The sequence below is a fragment of the Tissierella sp. P1 genome, from assembly GCF_002266425.1.
GTDB classification, from domain to species: Bacteria; Bacillota; Clostridia; order Tissierellales; family Tissierellaceae; genus Tissierella; species Tissierella carlieri.
This window is the reverse complement of record NZ_NPMN01000003.1, coordinates 179,372-200,405: the sequence shown is the minus strand read 5'-3', so window position 1 is coordinate 200,405 and position 21,034 is coordinate 179,372. Positions and strand designations below refer to the sequence as shown.

The following is a 21,034-nucleotide window of genomic DNA, read 5'->3' as shown; positions in this document are numbered from 1 at the left end:
TAATATATTATTTAATTTATGACACACACACAAATAAAATCGTGATTATTTAAATAATCAGATTTTATTTGTCTACATAAATTTTTATTTTAATATTAAATTAATCATGTTTTTGTTTTATTAATGAATTTCAATTCTTTTCTTTTTGTCATTGTCTTTAGTCAGTTTTGGTAAAACAATTTGTAAAACACCATCATTAAAATAAGCCTCTATTTTTTCTTCATCTACATTATCCATATAAAAACTTCTTTTAAATTCTCCATAATGTCTTTCACGTCTGACATAATTTTCTTCCTTAGTTTCTTGATTTTCATTTCTTTTGGCAGTGATTGTTAAATAATTGTTATTTACATCTATGTCTATATCTCCTTTTTTAATTCCAGGCAAATCAGCTTCTACAAAATACTCTTTGTCATTTTCTTTTAGATCAACATTAAAGTTTCCATGAAAATAATTCATTGGAGAAAAGAAATCGTTATCAAAAAAATTTGTTAGGAATGGTGAGAATGTTCCATCTTTCCTCATCAATTTATTATTTCCAAAAGGCCCCATAGTATTAAACATATTTAAATTCCTCCTAATAATTAAGTATATTTATAAATTAGTTTTCACAGGAATCTATAAATTATTCTAAGAACTAGAAACAGAAATTTGGCTTAAATAGCAAATAGAACTCCTAAGAAATAAGGAGTTCTATTTATTCTTATATTTAATTAAGGCTTTTGATAATTGATCAGGACAAGAAGTCTCTTTATTACCACATTTTATACCAGATAATTTCTCTATAAGCTTGTCCACTTCCATACCTTCAACGAGGCTTGCAATACCCTGCAAATTCCCATTACATCCTCCAGTAAATAAAACTTTCTTTACTATACCATTTTCCACTTCAAATTTTATATCCTTTGCGCAAACTCCAGATGTTGCATACTCATACATTTATTTTCTCCTCCCATGATGTTTAATATGACATAGTATATTATACAACAATTTGAAAGATATAGTATAGATTAATTTATTTTAAATATCTTCTATAAATTTTATATTCTTCTTCATCTATATTAAAATAACCTCCTATAATTCTATCTATTTCTCCCTCTAGTTTATATATTCTTTCTTCTACCAATCTTTTATTATCCATATCCTCATCTAATATTAATAGTAAATCCATTATTTGTTTTACTCTACATACTACATCATCAATTATATCCTCAGTTATTATCTTCATATCTAGTACAGAATTTGGATAATAATCATATATTCCTCTCCCCATCTTCTTAGCAAATAGTTTAAAATAAAATTCATAAATACTAGAGTTAAGCAATCCTACAAGATATTCTAATGGAATTTCATTCTTATATTCCTCTTTAATAATTATAGAATATACGTCTGCACTACAATATACGTTATTATAATCTAATGCAAATCTATTTCTACTAGCTTTATATGGAAATACAATTTTAGGTTGTTCAAACAATGCTGTGTCTCGTCCCCATTGTAATTGATACCATTTTTTTGCGCCATTTTTGCATTCTCTTCTATTTTCTAATCTTTCCCTATAGTTTCTAATAAACTCTATGCTATTAGGATACTTTTTTTCTGATTGAATTAAATCTGAATAAATCAGAGATAAATCCGTATCTGAGACTTGATATCTTTCCACATTTCTATTTTTTATCCATCTTTTTAATAATTCTCTTTCAATATTATTTTTCTCTATTTCTTCTGATGTTAATACAAATGCCTTATCACATCCTGTTATAATTCCTTGAAAGGATGTAACCACATCTCCCAGCCTTTTTTTTGCCTTACTTTCTATTTTCTTATATATATTAAGAATGCTCTTAGGTGATAATATCCATCTATCTGTATATAAATTAACTTGTTCTACATCAAATCTTTCAAATAGGTCAGATTTTATAACTTCCTGTAGATCTTTTAAATCTTCAAATTGATTTGCATCATCTATTAATTTATTTACAGTAACCTTATTATAATCTGACTTATCATTCTTAAAAAAATATATTGCTGTTGCAACACCAATCCCTTTAAATATCTCTGCTCCATAAAAATCTACTATTTCTAGAATATCTACATTATTTGCTAGATATGATCTTACATGTTTTCCCGTTGGACTTTCCATAAAATATCTTGAGGTAATAATCCCGCTTATACCGTCTGGAGATAAAATATCAATTATTCGCTTAAAAAAACAAAAAGAAATATCTGATTTATCCTTAAATACACCATCATACTCCTGAAGTAACCACTGCTTATATCTCATATCCAATTGTTTATGTCCTATATATGGAGGATTACCGATTACATAATTATATTTTTTCCTCCAAAACTCTATAAGTTTATTTTCTTCTTTTAATTTGCATTCATCTATGTAATTTTTTTCCCATCTATATAAACTGTCGCATTCCACTATATTCAATTCTTCTATTTTACTAGTTGGTTCTTTTCCCAATAATCCTATTTTAGTTAAATTTACTGCAGTTTTATCTTTATCTGCCCCATAAATACAATGCTTTAATATATGGTAATGAATATTTTCTTTTCTCCAATAATCAATTCCATTTAAACTATATATCCGTCCTTCTTTTTCTAAGGTATATATATCTTCTCCGTATTTTTCCCTTAGTTCTTCTAAACTTAATAAAAATTTTTCTTTTAAAATACTATAAGCCTCCATCAGGAAATATCCTGCTCCACAAGAAATATCTATAACACTGATATAAGGATTTTCTATAATATCTGCTTTTCCTATTGTCTTCTTAAGTATATATTTAATAATAAAATCAGGTGTATAGTATTGGCCTATTGATTTTCGGATTTCTTTGTCAGTATTCTTTTGATAAATATCACCTAATATATTAGGTCCCATATTCTTTCACCTCAATTTTATTTCAATTTTATCTGTAGATTCATCTATTAGATATTTTCTGTGGTATATTCATATTAAATTGAGTATAATAGAAAAGCTAATAAATTACAATATAAGTTTAAAAACTATACTAATAATCTAACATCTTTAAATAGCTTAATCACCAATTAAAACAAGGCACAAAAACACAGCATTCATATATTATCTGAATATATATGAATGCTGTGAAATATTCAGTTATATATTTGAGATTTAAATCTAAATTTTAAGATTTAAATTTATCAATGCTTTCCTTCATCTTAATCGCCAGTTCAGATAAGGAATCACTAGAATTGGCAATCTCCTGCATTGATGCAGTCTGCTCTTCCACTGAAGCTGAAGCTTCTTGTGTTCCTGCTGCATTTTCCTCTGATATGGCAGATAAATTTTCCATAGCACTTATAATTTCATCTTTTCTCCCTATCATTTCTTGTCCAGATTTATTTATAATCTCTGTGGCTTCTTTGATCCTTTCTATAGAAGCAGCTATTCCTTCAAATTTATCATTGGTTAGTTCTACGCTTTCTGTCTGTGAAACAGCTATTTTTTCCACCTCTCCTATGATAACTATACCGTGATCAACTTTCTCAATAAGATCAATTACTATTTTTGATATCTCTTCAGTAAAATTATTAGATTCTTCCGCAAGTTTCCTTACTTCTTCCGCTACCACTGCAAAACCACGACCTGCTTCTCCCGCCCTTGCCGCCTCTATAGCCGCATTCAATGCTAATAGATTAGTTTGGCTTGCAATACTCTTTATCATATGACTTGCGTTTTCAATTTTTTCTGCACTTTTACTGGTATCCATTACTACCTTTCTAACTTTTAGAGATGCCTCATTATTAGCCGCCGTTTTTTCAACAAGCTCCTTTATAATTTCAATTCCTTCATTCTTTAGTGTATTTACCTCTTCAGTAGACTTTTTTAGTTCTTTTAATAGTTCCTGTTCTTGCTCTACTAAAGAACCTAAATAGGCTATATCCATTGCTCCTCTTCCAGTTTCCTCTGCCTGCTCATTTGCACCTTTGGCAATCTCTTCTATTACCCTAGCAACTTCATCTGTTGCGATAGCCGATTGATTAATCGTTAAATTAAGTTCCTCAGAAAAATCTGCTACTTCATTAGACAGTTCTGATATCTGATTTATAAGATGCCTTAATCTATCTATGACCTTCTGAAATGCATTAGATAATAGTCCTATTTCATCCTTTTTAGCCATAAATTCTTCTGGTATATTTTCCGAAACATCCAATGTATCTATAGCCTCAAATAAATGCATAAGCGGCCTAGAAATTCCTTTGTTGCTCATAATCCATATAAATGCCAAAATTATTAGGTTTAGAACAAATATTATGACTTGAAATATTTTAAGAAATATTACCTTTCCCCTTGAAAAATCTTCTGCTGCAGAAACAGCTTTATTAGTGGTATCAAAGAAGTTCTCACTTTTACTTATTAGATTAGATTTATCACCACTTTTTCTACTTTCATATATGGTTTCCTTTATATCTTCCCAGTCTATTCTTACTTTCTCCATAGCTGAAATAAAATCTTCATCTGTAGCCCTTGGCAATTCTAATTCAGAATCTCCATCGATTAATCCGTTTATCTTTTTTTCTATTGAATCAATAAGTTCATCAGAGTTTTGACCTACTAACTCCAACTTAATAAGCCTTTGACTCCCTCCCCTGACGGAACCAGCATCATTAATTACTCTACTATCAGCATCCATTTTCTCTAGTTGGTAAAATACTGATACTGTACTGCTTAATGAAAAAATTAATAAGACTATTACTATGATTTTTAGTTTAACATTGATTTTCATTTATTTCCTCCTCTATTATATGATAGTTAGCCAAATAGTTTAATAGTTTGTCCTTTAAAACTATGAGAGATTTCATTGGTTGCTATTTATCCTTCTAATAAATACCCAGTAATCTAACATTAATTCATTAATGAAAAAATTATATATTTAAGTAATTTAAATAAATCTATTGGATATTCAAAAACAAAGAAACCTAAAGGGTTATACCCCTTTAGGTTTCACATTATGTATACGAGTAAGTCTATAAGCCGTGTTCTGTTTAAATGGTCATCTATCTAAGACCTATCGTTACCGATAGGTTCCTGCGACCTACCATTGGAACGGCAGCGGGCTACCACCTTTTATGTTCCTTTTTGGTCTTGCTCCAGATGGGGTTTACAGAGCCATTTAGTCACCTAAATGCTGGTGAGCTCTTACCTCGCCTTTCCACCCTTACCAGATAATCTCCATGGATTATTTCACTACAGTCCAAGCAAATGCCGAGAAAGAGTTCTGGCGGTATATCTCTGTTGCACTATCCTTAGGGTCACCCCCACTGGACGTTATCCAGCATCCTGCCCTATGGAGCACGGACTTTCCTCATGTGTTACCACACGCGACCATCCAACTTACTCGTATATAATATACCACAAATCGTCAAAATGTGCAAAGGATATATTTTCTATGGTTTACATAATATTCTACCACAGCATTCACAATAAATCAGTTCCTTTTGGTTATTCAATCTATCTATTAAAACTGTAGGGATTAGCATATTACAACCAGAACATATTGTATCTTTCACTTCAGCCATTCCTGTTCCTTTATTCTTTCTGATCATATTATATTTGTTTAATAGATTTACGTCAATTTTACTTTCTAATGCTATAATTTCATCTTCTTCCGACTTAATCTTATCTTTTAGACCTTCTTCTAAATCTTTATATTTACTTTTCAACTCATTATTTTTATTTTTAATATCTTCAAGAAACCTTTCGATGACTAACAGTTCTTCATCTATATTTTCTACTTCATCCATAAACTCTATTATTTCGGTTTCTGTATCACTGATTATCTCCTTTAGTTTATCCTTTTCATCATTTAAGTATTCAAGCTGTTTTAAATCAGTTATTTGTCCTTTATATAAGTTATTTTCTATTTCTTCAATCTTGAAATTATAATCTTTTAACCTTGTATTTGATTGTTTTAATCTATCTTTAATCTTTTCTTGGCTGGATTTAAGCCTTGAAAGCTTCTCTTCAGTATCTAGTATCTTTTCTTCGGTTTTGTTAACCATTGAATCATTTTTTAAATTGAATAATTCCTTTTGATATACTTTAAGTGAATTATGGTGCTCCTCTAAATTCCTCAATAAATCTAGTTGTTCCATATTCTCACTCCCTTAAGGTTAATATATTTTATATAATGGACTTGGCCTTTCCCATATTTCTACATAAATATTGCAATTTTTTTCTTTCTCTAAATATTCTTTTATAACAGGCAATATAACCTTTTCTGTATGATAATGCCCTGCATCTATAATAGTAAGTCCTAGTTCAGCACCTAGTTGTGCATCGTGATATTTTATATCCCCTGTTATATAAATACATGCCTTTTGTTTATATGCATCATAGATAAATTCTGATCCACTACCCCCACAAATGGCAACTCTATTAATCTTTCTTTCTTGATTACCGTATACTATCAAGCTATCTGTGTTTAGTTTTTCTTTAATCTGTTTTATATAATCTACTAACTCAATTTCCTTTATATCACCTACCTTTCCATATCCATATGATGATTCAAAGTCTAGGTTGCTCAGCTTTAATGCCGTAGGATTGCAGAGTTCTAAGAGCTTTGCCAACTCATCATTAACTCCATTTTCAGCTTGATCTAGATTTGTATGAGCATTATATATTACTATTTCATTCCTGATTAAATCATGTATAAGCTTTCCCTTATAGTTCGATGTAGTTATACTGCTAATTGGCTTAAATATAAGTGGATGATGAGTTATTATCATATCGAAGTCTTCTTTTACTGCTTTTTCATAAACTTCCATGTCCAAATCTAAAGCAACTAAGATTCTATTTACTTCTTTATTCTCATCGCCTATTTGAAAGCCAGTATTATCCCAATGATCTATTAGTATCGGCAATGCCCAATCATTCATTAACTCTATTATTTCTTTAGCCTTCAATCTTCCTTAGAACCTCCTCATATTCCTTTATAGTTTTCTCTAAGATTAGGTATCTTTCTTTAGATTTTTCTGTATCTATACCTTCTATTTCCTTTAAAATTTTTTTAGCTGCAATCATCTTAACTTCTATATATTCTTTTAATAAGGGATGCTTATTTTGTATTAAAATTGGACTAATCTCATAATAGATTTCCTTTTCTATAAATGTTTTACCTTTTTTTGCATGGATTATTTCATAATATTTATTTTCTTCTTTTACCAACTCTTCTTTTATAATTTCAAAATTATTTTCTATTAGATATTGTCTTAATTCTTTAGCAGCTACCATAGGCTGCAATATAAAATCAATTATAGAATTTGATATTTCCTTATGTTTTTCAAGGATATCCCTAATAAGTAAACCTCCCATTCCTGCAATAATTACAGTATCTACCTCATAGGGTTTAATTACCTCTAGTCCATCTCCTAATCTGCTATCAATTTTATCTTCAAATCCTAATTCCTTTACATATTCTATTATTTTATCTAATGAACCCTTAGATATATCTGTCCCTATCACTTTTTTAGATATCTTATTTTCTATTAAATATGCTGGTATATATCCATGATCTGTGCCTATATCAGCTACTATGGAATTTTTAGGTACTAGATTTGCTAGGGTTAGTAATCTTTCTGATAATTTCATCTCTTATTTCTTCCTTTCCAAAAAGTATAATTAAAGATTCGCTTAAGCGAATCTTTATTATTCTAGAAAATCCTTCAATTTTTTAGATCTACTTGGATGACGCAACTTTCTTAAAGCCTTAGCTTCTATTTGTCTAATTCTTTCTCTTGTAACTTCAAACTCTTTACCAACTTCTTCAAGGGTTCTAGCTCTGCCATCATCTAAACCAAATCTAAGCCTCAATACTTTTTGCTCCCGAGGTGTCAAAGTATCTAATACATCAATCAATTGTTCCCTAAGCATTGTAAATGTAGCTGCTTCTGCAGGAGCTAGTACCTCATCATCAGGTATGAAGTCTCCTAAATGACTATCTTCTTCTTCACCAATAGGAGTTTCTAAAGAAACTGGTTCCTGTGCTATTTTCATTATTTCTCTAACCTTTTCCACTTCCATACCCATTTCTTTACCTATTTCTTCTGGACTAGGATCTCTTCCTAGTTCTTGCACTAGTTGTCTTTGTACTCTAACTAATTTATTGATTGTTTCAACCATATGAACAGGTATCCTAATAGTTCTAGCTTGATCTGCTATAGCTCTTGTAATTGCTTGACGAATCCACCATGTTGCATAGGTACTAAACTTAAATCCTTTTTTATAATCGAATTTTTCTACTGCCTTCATAAGTCCTAGATTGCCCTCTTGGATCAAATCTAGGAAAAGCATACCTCTACCTACATATCTCTTTGCAATGCTAACTACTAGCCTAAGATTAGCCTCTGCAAGTTGTTTTTTTGCTTCTTCATCACCTTCTTGCATCCTCTTAGCTAATTCAATCTCTTCATCTCCTGTTAATAAAGGTATTTTACCAATTTCCTTCAGATACATCCTAACTGGGTCATCTACATTGATGCCTTTTGGTACTGATAAATCTTCTTTTATATCTACTTCATCTAAATCTTCCTTATCAATATCATCATCCATATCGTCATCAATGTCATCTTTTTCTAGCAACAAGCTATCTTCTTTATCTCCTACTACTTCAATTCCCATACTTTCCAAACTCTGATAAACCTCTTCTATCTGGTCTGCATCTAAAGATATCTCCTCTAAACTATCTATTAATTCACTATATGTTAATATCCCTTCCTTTTTTCCCTTAGCGATCAATTTCTTAACTGCTTCTATTCTCGCCATATTTGTTTTTTCATTGTCTTTATTTAATTCGTCCAACTGGTTTACCTCCCTTCCTCATATCTCATGAGGTTTAGTTCTTTGTTTAAATTAGTTAGTTCTATACACAGCTTAAGAAATCGTTCATCCTCGTTAGAATTCCTGACACTCTTTCTTTCTAATTCTTCAATCTCTTTTTTTATATTATTTCTCTTAGTTTCTAGTTTGTTAATTTTTAATGTGGTTATTAGATCTTTTATCATCTGATCTATATTCTCAGGCAGAAAGTTTATTGGTCTTTCGAAGATCAAGCTAAGTAATCCAGTATCAATACCTGGTAACTCTTTTACCCTTTTATATAATAAGTCTTCATCCAGATCTTCAGCTTTCTGGTATAATTCTATCATTATCTTCAAGATTTCTCTACATTCTAAATTCTCATATTCATCCAAAGAAACCTCCCTGATTAGTATATCAAAATACTCTTTATCAAAAATCATTAATTTTATTAAGTCAATCTCAGCAATAAGACTTGCTGATGGTAATATTGTTCTAACTGGAGAAATAGTAAGCTTCTCTTTAAAATTTTTATTTTCTACACCTTTTATATTATTGCCAAATACTTCTTTCTGTATTGCTTCTTTTGAAATATTCATTTCAGCAGCAATTTTGTTTATATATACATCCTTTTCTATTGGAGACTTTAGTTCTTTTATTATTTTGGCTATTTCAATTGTAAATTTTATTTTGCCTTCTGCCTCGTTAATATTATATTTTTGTTTATTAACATGTATTCTAAAATCTATATAGTTGAGAGCTTCGTTTAATCTATTTTCAAATTTTTCTATAGTATTCTCCTTTAAAAAATCATCTGGATCTTTAAATTTCCCTAGTGTTACTACCTTAGGTTCGATTCCTTCTTTCAAGAGTATTTGAATCGCCTTATTTGTAGCATTAATTCCCGCTTGATCTGAATCATAACAGATATACACATTTTCCCCATACCTTTTTAGCAGCTTTGCTTGTCTTTCAGTTAAAGCTGTTCCAAGGCTTGCTACTGCGTAATTAATCCCCTTACTAAACAATGAAATTACATCCATATATCCTTCTACTAATATGATCCTCTTTCTATCTGAAAGTTTATTGACCAAGTTCAATCCATAGAGATGATTTCCTTTATTGAATATAAAAGTTTCCTGAGAGTTTAAATATTTTGGCATCGAATTGTCTAAAACTCTTCCACCAAATCCAATAACTCTTCCTTTAGTGTCAATTATAGGAAACATAATCCTATTTCGAAACTTATCATAATATTCATCACTATTGTTTTTTTTACCAATTAGCCCTAGTTTCTCTATTTCTTCATTTTTATATCCTTTATCCTGAAGATACTTATGCAAAGAATTCCATTTATTTAGAGAATAGCCTAAACCGAATTGTTTTATAACTTTGTTGTTTATTTTTCTTTGATATAGATAGGATAACGGAATTTTCTCTTTAGTTAAATTGCTGAAAAAAAATCTAGCAGCTTCTCTATTAATATCATAACCCCTATCTCTGTCTTGATATAGCTTTTCATTTCTAGGAGTTTCTTCTTCCACAGTAATTCCCAATTTATCAGCTAAAAACTTAACTGCTTCAGGGAACGTTAAGTTTTCTTTTTTCATTATAAAAGCCAAAGCATCTCCTCCCTCTCCACAGCCAAAACAATGAAAAAATTGCTTTGTATCTGAAACTGTAAAAGAAGGTGTCTTCTCATTATGAAAAGGACATAATCCTACATAATTTCCACCTGATTTTTTCAGTGGAATATAGTCTGAAATAATATCAACTATATTTGCAGCATCTCGTACCTTTTCAATTGTTTCATCATTTATATAACCCGTCATATTATCACCTGAATATCTCACCTACCAAAATTTATTTATTATAATATTTTTTCACTATAAGATATATTCGACATAAATATCAAAAATCCTTCTTTTTTTTAATATTTTTGCCAAGGTTTTGGTATAAAAATATTATTAAAGAGATTTACTGCATATCTATCTGTTGTTCCTGCAATATAATCACAAATAATATCTTCTATCTCCGAGTGCATATTCTTATAGATTTTCAAATGTTCTTCTGGCAGTGTATTTATATTTTTTAAATAATATATATATAGTTGTTCTAAAACATATTCTGCTTTGGATTCTTCTGATTTTGCATCTTGATTAAGGTATACATTTTGAAACATATAGTTTCTTAGTGCGTTAGTTGCTTCCCCAACATCTGCACTCATTATTATAGTATTTTTTTCCATACTATTTTTAATTATATCTAAAATCATAGTATTTATTCTTTCACCATGAGTTTTTCCCAATATTTCTACACATTCCTCAGGTAAATCTTCCTTTCTTATAACTCCTGCCCTAATAGCATCATCAATATCATGATTAATATATGCAATTCTATCTGCATATTTAACGACTTGTCCTTCCAATGTCTGTGATTTTTCATCACCAGAATGCTTCCTTATACCTTCTTTCACTTCATAGGTGAGATTTAATCCTATTCTATCATCCTTATGCTCTAAAAAATCTACAACTCTTATGGACTGTTCGTTATGGTTAAAACCTTTTGGATGCAATTTATTTAATACTCTTTCTCCAGTATGCCCAAATGGCGTATGTCCTAAATCATGTCCCAGTGCTATGGCCTCAACTAAATCTTCATTTAGCCTTAGAGCCCTAGCCAATGTTCGCCCTATTTGAGCCACCTCTAATGTATGAGTAAGTCTTGTTCTAAAATGATCTCCCTCTGGAGCAATAAAGACTTGGGTCTTATGTTTTAATCTTCGAAAAGATTTAGAATGGATTATTCTATCCCTATCTCGTTGAAAGTCAGTCCTTATATCACATTTTTCTTCAAATTTTTCTCTTCCTTTAGAATTTTGACTATGCATAGCATATTGGGATAAATTATTTTTTTCTATTTCCTCGGTTCTTAATCTTATATTCATATATATACCCCTTTATATTTACTGATAAATTATTCTTAATATATATATACAACATAAGTTTTAATAATCCTTCTTTTATATTAAATATTTTTTAAATATTTTTAAGTATTTCACAAATAAAATAGAAGTGCTATCTTTAACACTTCTATTCAAAGATTCTATCTCCGAAGTTTTTCTTTATATAGTCTATTATAAGCCCAGCAGTTTCTTCTATTGCTTTATATGATACATCTATTACTATACATCCTAGTTTTTCCATTATTTCCTTAGAATATTCCAATTCTAAGTTTATTCTATCTACATTTGCATAATTTGCATTATCATCTAAGCCTAATGCCTTTAATCTTTCTTGTCTAATTTCATTTAGTTTAACTGGATTAGCAACAAGCCCAATTATTCTTCTATTATCTTTTAAGAATAGTTCGCTTGGAGCTGGAACTTCTGGTACTAAAGGCACATTAGCTACTTTAAAATTCTTATGAGCTAAATACATACTCAAAGGTGTTTTAGATGTCCTAGAAATTCCAACTAATACAATATCTGCTTTCTTTATTCCCCTAGGATCTTTGCCATCATCATATTTTACAGCAAACTCAACCGCTTCAACTTTCCTAAAATAATTTTCATCCAGTCTTCTAATTAACCCTGACTCTCTTTTAGGCTGATATTCAAGAACTGATTCAATTGCATTTAAAGCTGGTGTCATCAAGTCCACCGTTGGAATATTAAATTCTTGTCCCTTGGCACTTATAAAGTTTTTTAATTTTTCTATTACTATAGTATAAATTACAACACTCGGTTCATTTTTGGCCTCTTCAAATATCTCATTTATCTGGTCTTCAGCTGTAATAAAGGGGAATCTTCTTACTTCATATCTTCCTGAATTAAATTGACTTAAAGCTGCACGAGATAACAATTCTCCCGTTTCCCCTATGGAATCTGATAGTACATAAATTGTTAAGCTTTTGTCCATAATCTTACCCCCTTTAATCATTTTTACCTAATTCTACAAATAACCTTGTTATTGTTGTTTTTGTTATTCTGCCAACTACTTTATAGTTTTTTTCATCTTCTTCCACTACAGGCAAGCTATCTATTTCATGGTCTATTAATTTCACTGCAGCATTTAAAACACTGTCTTCTAAATCTACATACACAATATTAGGCATCCTTGTCATAATCATCCCTATAGGAACCTTATTTAAATCCATGCCCCCCATAGCATTTCTAAGAAAGTCTTTTCTCGATACGACACCCGATAAAAAACCCTTAGAAGTTACATATATAGATCCTACATCCTCTAAAAACATTAGCACTATTGCATCATAGAGACTTGTAGATTCATCTACTACTATAGGAACAGATTTTACATCAGATACTTTTATGTTTTTTATCTTTTCAGAAATATAAGATAGGCTAGTTTTTCCTGTGTAAAAATATCCAACCTTTGGTCTTGCATCTAATATTCCAGACATAGTCAAGATGGCCAAATCTGGTCGCAGGGTTGATCTTGTAAGTTTCAGTTCACTTGCAATGGCTTCAGATGTAATTGGTTGACTCCTTTTAACTATATCTACTATTTTTTCTTGTCTTTCATTTAGTTGAATAGTGATCTCCCCCCAATATCCCTGCTACTTCAGTTTTGTAAGTAGTGGACTATTTATTAACTATCTTTGATAAGTCGCAAATTTGCAACATAGTATCGTATATTTTCTTTAATAAACCTAGTCTATTATTTCTTATCTTTTCATCATCTACCATTACCATAACTTTATCAAAGAATTTATCGATCGGTTCTTTTAATACTACTAATTGATCTAATGCCTTATCATATTCTTTCTTATCAATCGAACTATTTATCTTTTCTTCTACATTGTTGAAGCTTTCATATAATTCTATCTCCTCTTCTGTAAGCAAATCTCTTTGAACTTCATCAGATATAGCTTTTTCTGCTAGGTTTGCAACTCTATTAAATGCTGATAATATCTCTGATAAACCTTCTTTCTTTAACCATTCATTTAATTTATTAGCCCTTATTTTCATATCATAAATATCATCAGTATTTGTACTAATTACTGCTTCTACTATATCATATCTAATGCCCATGTCCATAAACATATTTCTTATTCTTCCACTGAAGAATTCAATTATTTCATCTTTAACCTTGTTATAATCAAAGGCCAATCCATTTACTTCTACGTAAAAATAAAGGGCTGTTTCTACCAATTCATTTATAGATAAGTTTAGTTTTTTATCCAATATTATATTTATAATCCCTAACGCTTGTCTTCTTAGGCCAAAAGGATCTTGAGAACCTGTTGGATGTATACCTATGGCAAATAATCCAGAAATAGTATCCATCTTATCTGCTATACTAAGAACTGAACCAGCAGTAGTTGTTGGAAGTTCATCTCCAGCAAATCTAGGCAGATATTGTTCAAAAATAGCTAAACTAACTATTTCATTTTCTTCTGAACATTTCGCATATTCCATACCCATTTTTCCTTGAAGTTCTGTAAATTCACTTACCATTTTTGTAACTAAATCTGCCTTAGATAAATACCCTGCTCTTTCTATATTTCTTTCAGTTTCTTCTCCGACTTCTAGATACTCTCCTATCTTTATTCCTAGGTTTTGCACTCTCTTAGTCTTGTCATATAAAGTTCCTAGTTTTTCCTGAAATACTATTCTTTGAAGGTCCTCTACATAAGACTCCAATGGTCTTTTTACATCATCCATGTAGAAAAATCTAGCATCCTCTAGTCTAGCACCGAGTACCTTTTCATTTCCTTTTATAACAGTTTCTATAAAATCATCATTTCCATTTCTTACTGTAATAAAATAAGGTAGCAGTCTTTTCTTATCATCTAACACAGGAAAAAATCTTAGGTGCTCTTTCATAGGAGTTATAACTACATCTGCTGGTAAAGATAAATATTCTTCTTTTATTCTACCTATCATCGGTGTAGGATACTCTACTATATTAGTTACCTCATCTAATAGATTTTCATCTTGTTGCAAGTTACCGCCTTTTTCCTTTGCCAATCTTTCAGATCCATATTTAATAATATCTTTTCTTTCCTCTTGATCTACTATGACAAAGTTTTTCCTCAGAGCTTCAACATATTCATTAACATTATTTAACTCTATTCTATTACTGCCTAAAAATCTATGACCTTTTGTAATATTGGAGGCTTCTATGCCTTCTAAATCAAAAGATACGATTTCATCATCTAATAATGAAACTAACCATCTAATTGGTCTAGCAAACCTTATATTTTTGCCCCCCCACCTCATAGACTTAGGAAAATTAATAGACTTAATTATATTAGGTATATTTTCTTTTAATATTTCTTCTATTTCCTTACCCTCTTTAACAACATCCGCATAAACATATTCTACTCCATTATGATCTTCCACATAAATAGATGCTATATCTATGTTTTGACCCCTCATAAATCCTAACAATGCTTTTGTCGGATTTCCATCAGAGTCAAATGCTATTTTTTTAGCTGGCCCTTTTACTGTTTCTTTTAAATCTTCCTGCTTATCTTCTAATCCCTCAACTATCAATGCTAATCTTCTTGGTGTGGAATAAACTTTCATGCTATTATAGTTTATTCTTTCTTCCTTAAGGAAGTCTGAAGTATTAGTTTGTAATTGTTCTAAAGCATCTCCAACAAATCTTGCTGGGAGTTCTTCAACACCTATTTCTAGCAAATAGTTCTTACTCATTATCATGACCCTCCTTCTTTAATAGAGGATAATCCATTTCTTTTCTTTGCTCAATATACCTTGCTGCAACTATCCTTGCTAGATTTCTTACTCTTCCTATATAATTTGTTCTCTCTGATACAGATATGGCTCCTCTTGCATCTAATACATTAAATGTATGGGAACATTTAAGGACATAATCGTAGCTTGGCAATACAAGACCGTCGTCTAGTATCTTTTTTACTTCTTCTTCATAAGTATTAAATAACCCTTTTAGAGTTTCAATATCCGCTTTTTCAAAGCTATATACTGAATGTTCATATTCAGCTTTATTGAAAATATCTCCATAGGTAAAATCTTTATTCCACTTTATATCAAATATATTGTCTACATCTTGTAAATACATAGCTATTCTTTCTAGACCGTAGGTTAATTCTGCTGATTCCAGTTCACAGTTAATACCACCCACTTGTTGAAAGTATGTGAATTGAGTAACTTCCATTCCATCTAACCATACTTCCCATCCTAGCCCCCAGGCTCCTAAAGTTGGAGCTTCCCAATTATCCTCAACAAATCTAATATCATGCTTAAGCGGATCAATACCTATTACCCTTAAACTATCTAAGTACATCTCTTGGACTTCTTCTGGCGATGGTTTAAGTATAACTTGAAGCTGGTGATGCTGATAGACTCTATTTGGATTCTCACCATATCTAGCATCTGCTGGTCTTCTGGAAGGCTCCACATATACTACTTTCCACGGTTCTGGTCCAAGGGACCTTAAAAAGGTATGAGGACTCATTGTTCCCGCACCTTTTTCTACATCATAAGGTTCTAATATTATACATCCTTTATTTCCCCAGTAGTCTAGTAATTTCAGCATTAAATCCTGAAAATACATATAAAAACCTCCTTATTTTTACGATTAGTGGCAACAAAAAAACCTTACATCCCACATAGGGACGAAAGGTTAACTTCCGCGGTTCCACCCTATTTAATACTCCCTGAAGAGTATCCACTTAATAAAGTATACTCCGAAGTGCCTTTCGTCAATAGTAATTATGTCCAGCTCCCACCATTCTAGACTCTCTTAAATAATTACAATCGATATTTTCTTCCTCATCGTATAGTAATGCATTTTGTATGATTATTAATTTAGCAAAAATTGATTTTGTTGTCAAGTATATAGTATTCTAAAATATACTGTTACTATAAAGAAACAGCTATTTTAAAGGATAATTATTGTAATGATTTAATTAGATTTAAACTATTAAATTTTTTTCTATCTATATTATACAATATATATTCTACTATCATCTCATGTATTTTATAAAGGGAATCATTGGAAATAATAACGTCAGATATTTTTTCCAGTGATGTATATAAAAGTCCACACATACCCTCATATATTTCCTTATTCACTTGTATGCTAAATGGATCTGTAACAAAGCAATTATCACAGATTATTCCACCCTCATAAATACTAAATTTGATGTTATTTTTATTAAAAGAACCGCATAGAACACATTTATCCAAATAAGGTTTATATCCTAAGAAGGATATAAATTTAAGTTCATAAGCTACGATAAATTTTAAATAATCATTCTCTAAAGAAGATAAGACTGTTAAACCTTTTATTAAAAGGTTGAAAAGCTTTTCATTCTCTTGTTCCTCTGGTATTGATTTATCAATTAACTCAAGCATATAATATCCATAGGTGACTCTCTCTATTCTCTCCCTTATGGAATAAAAGGAATCTATTATATCTCCTTGATTAAGGTAGAAAAAATTTTTACCCCTATATAACTGATATTCATTATATGAAAAAGGCTGAGTATTGGCTATAATCTGAGATTTAGGTCTATAAGCTCCCCTTGCCATCACTGCTATCTTTCCATATTTTTTTGTATATACACTAAGGATCTTGGATGTGTCTCTATATCTTAGTTCCTTCAGTACTACTCCTTCTGTTTTTAACATAAAATTCCCCTAATTATTTATAACCAAAGTATTTTACCTTGTTATCTCTTTCTCTCCAATTTTTTTCTACCTTTACCCAAAGTTGAAGATTTACTCTGCTACCTAAAAGTGCTTCTATATCCATTCTTGCATTTTGACCAATTTCTTTTAATTTAGCTCCATTTTTTCCTATTACTATACCTTTATGAGATTCCTTCTCGCAATAAATATTTGCAAATACATCTATAATATTTTTATTTTCTCTCTCTTTGACTCCATCTATTTCTACATAAATTCCATGAGGCACTTCTTCTTCTAAATTTAAAAGAGCTTTTTCTCTTATAATTTCAGCAATAACAAATCTTTCAGGTTGATCCGTTATCATATCTTCTGGAAAATACTGAGGACCTTCTGGCAGCTTATTTTTCAATGCTTCTATATATCTGTCTATATTAGTATTATTCATTGCAGATATAGGTATTATTTCTTCAAACATTTCCATTTTCCTATATTTATCTATTAACTCTAATATCTGGCCTTCACTTAGCTTATCAGTTTTATTTATTAATAGTACTATTGGAGTAGATACTTTTTTTAAATCTTCTATTATTAAGTTATCCATAGGTCCAATTTCCATACTATCGTCTATCATAAATGTAACAACATCTACTTCTTCTAAAGTACTCTTGGATACTTTTAGCATATATTCACCAAGTTTGTTTTTAGGCATTTGTATCCCTGGTGTATCAAGGAAAATTATCTGACAATTTTCTTCAGTATATACAAGCTGGATCTTATTTCTTGTAGTCTGAGGTTTATCTGATATTATAGATATTTTTTCTCCTATAACTTGATTTAATAACGTTGACTTTCCAACATTTGGTCTTCCTATAACTGCAACAAATCCTGATTTATACATTTTTTTCACTCCTAGTATCTGCCTCTGCTAAATCCTCTGGTCCAAAACTATGTGGTAGCAGTTCTTCTAATTTATATTCTCTATATTCATCCTCTGAATTGGCTATAATTATTATAGCATCCTTGCCAAATTCTCTAATTACCTGTCTACAAACTCCACAAGGGTAAGTAAAATCAGCATCTCCAACTACTGCTATAGCTTTAATTTTTTTATGACCTTCTGATATAGCCTTAAAGATAGCAGTTCTCTCTGCACATAAAGTAGGTGAGTAGGATGCTATTTCTATATTACAACCAGTAAATATTTCATCATTTTCTGTAAGTAATGCTGACCCGACATGAAAATTAGAATATGGCACATAAGCCTTTTTTTGAGCTTCTAAAGCTTTTTTTATTAATTCTTTTATATCCACAAAATACCTCCCTTTTAACAATTATTCTATTATAGTCTCAGTTTTTGCATTGATTACCTGAATCCATGTGATTCCTGGATTTAAAACTATTTCTTCTCCTACTGAATTATAATATAAAGTTTTATCATTTCTTGATTTTTTTACCCATTTTATATCCATAACTTTTCCATTTGTTATGTATTTTCCTTGACCTTCACCTACTAATTGAATTTCCAGCCTACCTTCTTTATCTAATACCTTAGTCTTTGCTTCTTGAATTATTATATTCTTAGCTACAATTGGAGTTTCATCTATCTCATCTATATGCAGCTTACCATCTTTTTCTCTAGTATATATTTTCTTTTCTTCATCATAATTATACTGAGTGGTATTATTTTTCATATATTTAATAATTATCTTATTAGCAATACTACCTTCTATGTCAGCTTCATCTTCTCTGAATTTAAATGGAGTATACTCTCCAGTTAATTTATATTTTCTTTCTTCCTGTGTTGCTCTTATGACTTCCATACTGGAATAAGTATTATGTGGAGCTTTTTTATGAGATTTTCTAAAGAAAACTTTATTAGAGCTAGATAATCCATCAATATCAGCTATTTTTAGAGTTCTTATATCTGATTTAGCCTGTTCACTACCACCTACATGAACATAAACAGCATCATATTCTAGAGATGATGTTATAAAATAAGGCCTAGCTGACCTAATTGGTCCTATGGATTGTGGATCATTTATTAAATATATACCCATATATCTAGTATATGGAGCTTCTACTAAAAATTCATATACTATTTCTGCATCTTTTAGTCCTGATTGCCATCTTGCACCATGATGATTATCAAACATAACTGCTACTGGTCTTCTATTTATCTTTACCTCTTCTGCATATATTCCACTAATAGGTGAAGGGATTCCTTCTTTTTTTGGTACTTCTTCTACAACCTCATCTTCTTTTACTACATCCTCTGATTCTTCCACTACTGGCGGTTCTTCAACATTTTGCTTTTTACAACTACTGGATAATAATGCTATTAAAATTCCTATTAAAATAATTTTCATCTTAAATTTCATTTTTTTCCTCCTTATCCTATGATTTGAAATACTAAAACTCCTACTAATATTCCTAGTGCAGCTCCTAATAAAACTTCTAAAAAAGTGTGAATCTTACCTTCTATCCTGCTTTCACCTACTAAAATAGCAAGACCATAAGTTAAGGTTGTAACTAATATATTTTGTGCTAAAAACGCTATTATGGTAGCTATACAAAATGATACAGCTGCATGCCCACTTACTGTTCCTCCTTGAAAATGAGTCCCCCTTCCTCTATAAAACTTTGCTTTTAATCCTATAGTTAATAATATAACAAATAACAAAGCTACAAAAGTAAGATGAATATCTGACCTTCTTATTTTAAATAGTAATAGATCTGTGTATGAACTTAATCTGTCAAAAAAAAGTAGATATCCTACTACTATAGAATTTATAGCTGCAATAAGTACTGCTCCAGCAGCTACATCCTTTACTAATCGTGCCAATGGATGATAATCTTCTGTAATTAAGTCTATTACTCTTTCCAATGCAGTATTAACCATCTCTGCTACAACTACTAAGGATATTGCAAATAGTAATAGGAGAAATTCTGCCCTCGAAAAATCAAAAAAAAGACTTAATGCTATGACTAAAATAGCAATTATATAGTGTATCCTCATATTTTTTTCAGTTTTTAATGCTATAATAATACCTGATACTGCATAGTTAAAACTATCAATGATAGTCTTTTTCTTCATTATACTAATCTCCTTTATTGTCTTTGAATATCTTCAATCTCTTCATTATTTGCTTTTCTTTTTCTCTCATTATGCTTTTTTCCTCATCTTCCATATGATCATATCCTAATAAATGAAACATTGAATGAGCCGTTAAATATGCTATTTCTCTATAAAGGGAATGTCCAAAATCCTCAGATTGTTCTAAAGCTTTTTCCATAGATATAATTATATCTCCCAATAATATAGGTCCCTCGGTGAAAAATTCATCCTCCATAGGAAAAGATAATACATCTGTATCTTTATCTACTCCTCTATACTCTCTATTTAACTCTTTTATCTCTTGATTATCTACAAAAGATACGCTAACTTCACAATCTAAGGGCTTGTTCTCAAAACTTAAAACTTCATTGACTACTTTCTGTATTATTTCAGATATCTCTTCACTAATTTCAACTTTATCTTGCCTATTATCTATATATATTTCCATTAT

Annotated in this window: 20 protein-coding genes and 1 other RNA gene; all 21 read right to left on the bottom strand. The window is 30.3% G+C overall.

The window, feature by feature from the left end; all coding sequences use genetic code 11:
* Positions 1-120: 120 nt before the first annotated feature.
* The 21 genes from hsp18 to ybeY all read right to left on the bottom strand — a co-directional run bounded on the left by hsp18 (position 121) and on the right by ybeY (position 21,031).
* Positions 121-564, bottom strand: a complete 444-nt coding sequence (gene hsp18, locus CIW83_RS03675; protein ID WP_094899527.1) for a heat shock protein Hsp18 — start codon at positions 562-564, stop codon at positions 121-123.
* 129 nt (positions 565-693) lie between these two features.
* The gene (locus CIW83_RS03670) at positions 694-939 is read right to left on the bottom strand and encodes a TIGR03905 family TSCPD domain-containing protein (RefSeq protein WP_094899526.1); all 246 of its coding nucleotides are present in this window, start codon (positions 937-939) and stop codon (positions 694-696) included.
* A gap of 76 nt (positions 940-1,015) precedes the next feature.
* Positions 1,016-2,890: an N-6 DNA methylase gene (locus tag CIW83_RS03665; RefSeq protein ID WP_094899525.1), complete on the bottom strand. Its 1,875-nt coding sequence runs from the start codon at positions 2,888-2,890 to the stop codon at positions 1,016-1,018.
* 265 nt (positions 2,891-3,155) lie between these two features.
* Entirely contained in the window at positions 3,156-4,757 is a 1,602-nt protein-coding gene (locus CIW83_RS03660) for a methyl-accepting chemotaxis protein (protein ID WP_094899524.1), read from the bottom strand.
* A gap of 228 nt (positions 4,758-4,985) precedes the next feature.
* Positions 4,986-5,372: RNase P RNA component class A (gene rnpB / locus CIW83_RS03655), an RNA gene on the bottom strand.
* 46 nt (positions 5,373-5,418) lie between these two features.
* On the bottom strand, positions 5,419-6,126 hold the full coding sequence (locus tag CIW83_RS03650; RefSeq protein ID WP_094899523.1) for a zinc ribbon domain-containing protein: 708 nt from the start codon (positions 6,124-6,126) through the stop codon (positions 5,419-5,421).
* 18 nt (positions 6,127-6,144) lie between these two features.
* Entirely contained in the window at positions 6,145-6,936 is a 792-nt protein-coding gene (locus tag CIW83_RS03645; protein WP_094899522.1) for a Nif3-like dinuclear metal center hexameric protein, read from the bottom strand.
* On the bottom strand, positions 6,926-7,621 hold the full coding sequence (locus CIW83_RS03640) for a class I SAM-dependent methyltransferase (protein WP_094899521.1): 696 nt from the start codon (positions 7,619-7,621) through the stop codon (positions 6,926-6,928). Before CIW83_RS03640 ends, CIW83_RS03645 begins: the two co-directional genes overlap by 11 nt.
* A 57-nt stretch (positions 7,622-7,678) precedes the next feature.
* On the bottom strand, positions 7,679-8,830 hold the full coding sequence (gene rpoD / locus CIW83_RS03635; RefSeq protein ID WP_094899520.1) for an RNA polymerase sigma factor RpoD: 1,152 nt from the start codon (positions 8,828-8,830) through the stop codon (positions 7,679-7,681).
* Between the two features lie 5 nt (positions 8,831-8,835).
* Positions 8,836-10,659, bottom strand: a complete 1,824-nt coding sequence (gene dnaG, locus CIW83_RS03630) for a DNA primase (protein ID WP_094899518.1) — start codon at positions 10,657-10,659, stop codon at positions 8,836-8,838.
* Positions 10,660-10,757: 98 nt separating this feature from the next.
* Complete coding sequence (locus CIW83_RS03625) at positions 10,758-11,774, bottom strand: deoxyguanosinetriphosphate triphosphohydrolase (protein ID WP_094899516.1); 1,017 nt, start codon at positions 11,772-11,774, stop codon at positions 10,758-10,760.
* A gap of 145 nt (positions 11,775-11,919) precedes the next feature.
* On the bottom strand, positions 11,920-12,747 hold the full coding sequence (locus CIW83_RS03620; RefSeq protein WP_094899514.1) for a pyruvate, water dikinase regulatory protein: 828 nt from the start codon (positions 12,745-12,747) through the stop codon (positions 11,920-11,922).
* 13 nt (positions 12,748-12,760) lie between these two features.
* Positions 12,761-13,354, bottom strand: a complete 594-nt coding sequence (locus CIW83_RS03615; RefSeq protein ID WP_338114397.1) for a helix-turn-helix transcriptional regulator — start codon at positions 13,352-13,354, stop codon at positions 12,761-12,763.
* 76 nt (positions 13,355-13,430) lie between these two features.
* Entirely contained in the window at positions 13,431-15,509 is a 2,079-nt protein-coding gene (gene glyS, locus CIW83_RS03610) for a glycine--tRNA ligase subunit beta (RefSeq protein WP_094899510.1), read from the bottom strand.
* A complete protein-coding gene (gene glyQ, locus CIW83_RS03605) occupies positions 15,502-16,389 on the bottom strand; it encodes a glycine--tRNA ligase subunit alpha (protein ID WP_094899508.1) in 888 nt (295 codons plus the stop codon). The genes glyS and glyQ overlap by 8 nt, the downstream gene beginning before the upstream one ends.
* Before the next feature lie 338 nt (positions 16,390-16,727).
* A complete protein-coding gene (gene recO / locus CIW83_RS03600) occupies positions 16,728-17,468 on the bottom strand; it encodes a DNA repair protein RecO (RefSeq protein WP_094899506.1) in 741 nt (246 codons plus the stop codon).
* A 13-nt stretch (positions 17,469-17,481) separates the two neighbouring features.
* Positions 17,482-18,366 carry a GTPase Era gene (era, locus tag CIW83_RS03595; RefSeq protein WP_094899502.1) on the bottom strand — a complete coding sequence of 295 codons (885 nt, stop codon included), beginning with the start codon at positions 18,364-18,366 and terminating at the stop codon, positions 17,482-17,484.
* Positions 18,359-18,778 carry a cytidine deaminase gene (locus tag CIW83_RS03590; protein ID WP_094899501.1) on the bottom strand — a complete coding sequence of 140 codons (420 nt, stop codon included), beginning with the start codon at positions 18,776-18,778 and terminating at the stop codon, positions 18,359-18,361. The genes era and CIW83_RS03590 overlap by 8 nt, the downstream gene beginning before the upstream one ends.
* A 21-nt stretch (positions 18,779-18,799) precedes the next feature.
* Positions 18,800-19,846, bottom strand: a complete 1,047-nt coding sequence (locus CIW83_RS03585; protein WP_094899499.1) for a DUF3048 domain-containing protein — start codon at positions 19,844-19,846, stop codon at positions 18,800-18,802.
* Positions 19,847-19,857: 11 nt separating this feature from the next.
* Entirely contained in the window at positions 19,858-20,562 is a 705-nt protein-coding gene (locus CIW83_RS03580) for a diacylglycerol kinase (protein WP_094899498.1), read from the bottom strand.
* 4 nt (positions 20,563-20,566) lie between these two features.
* A complete protein-coding gene (gene ybeY, locus CIW83_RS03575; protein ID WP_094899497.1) occupies positions 20,567-21,031 on the bottom strand; it encodes an rRNA maturation RNase YbeY in 465 nt (154 codons plus the stop codon).
* Positions 21,032-21,034: the final 3 nt, after the last annotated feature.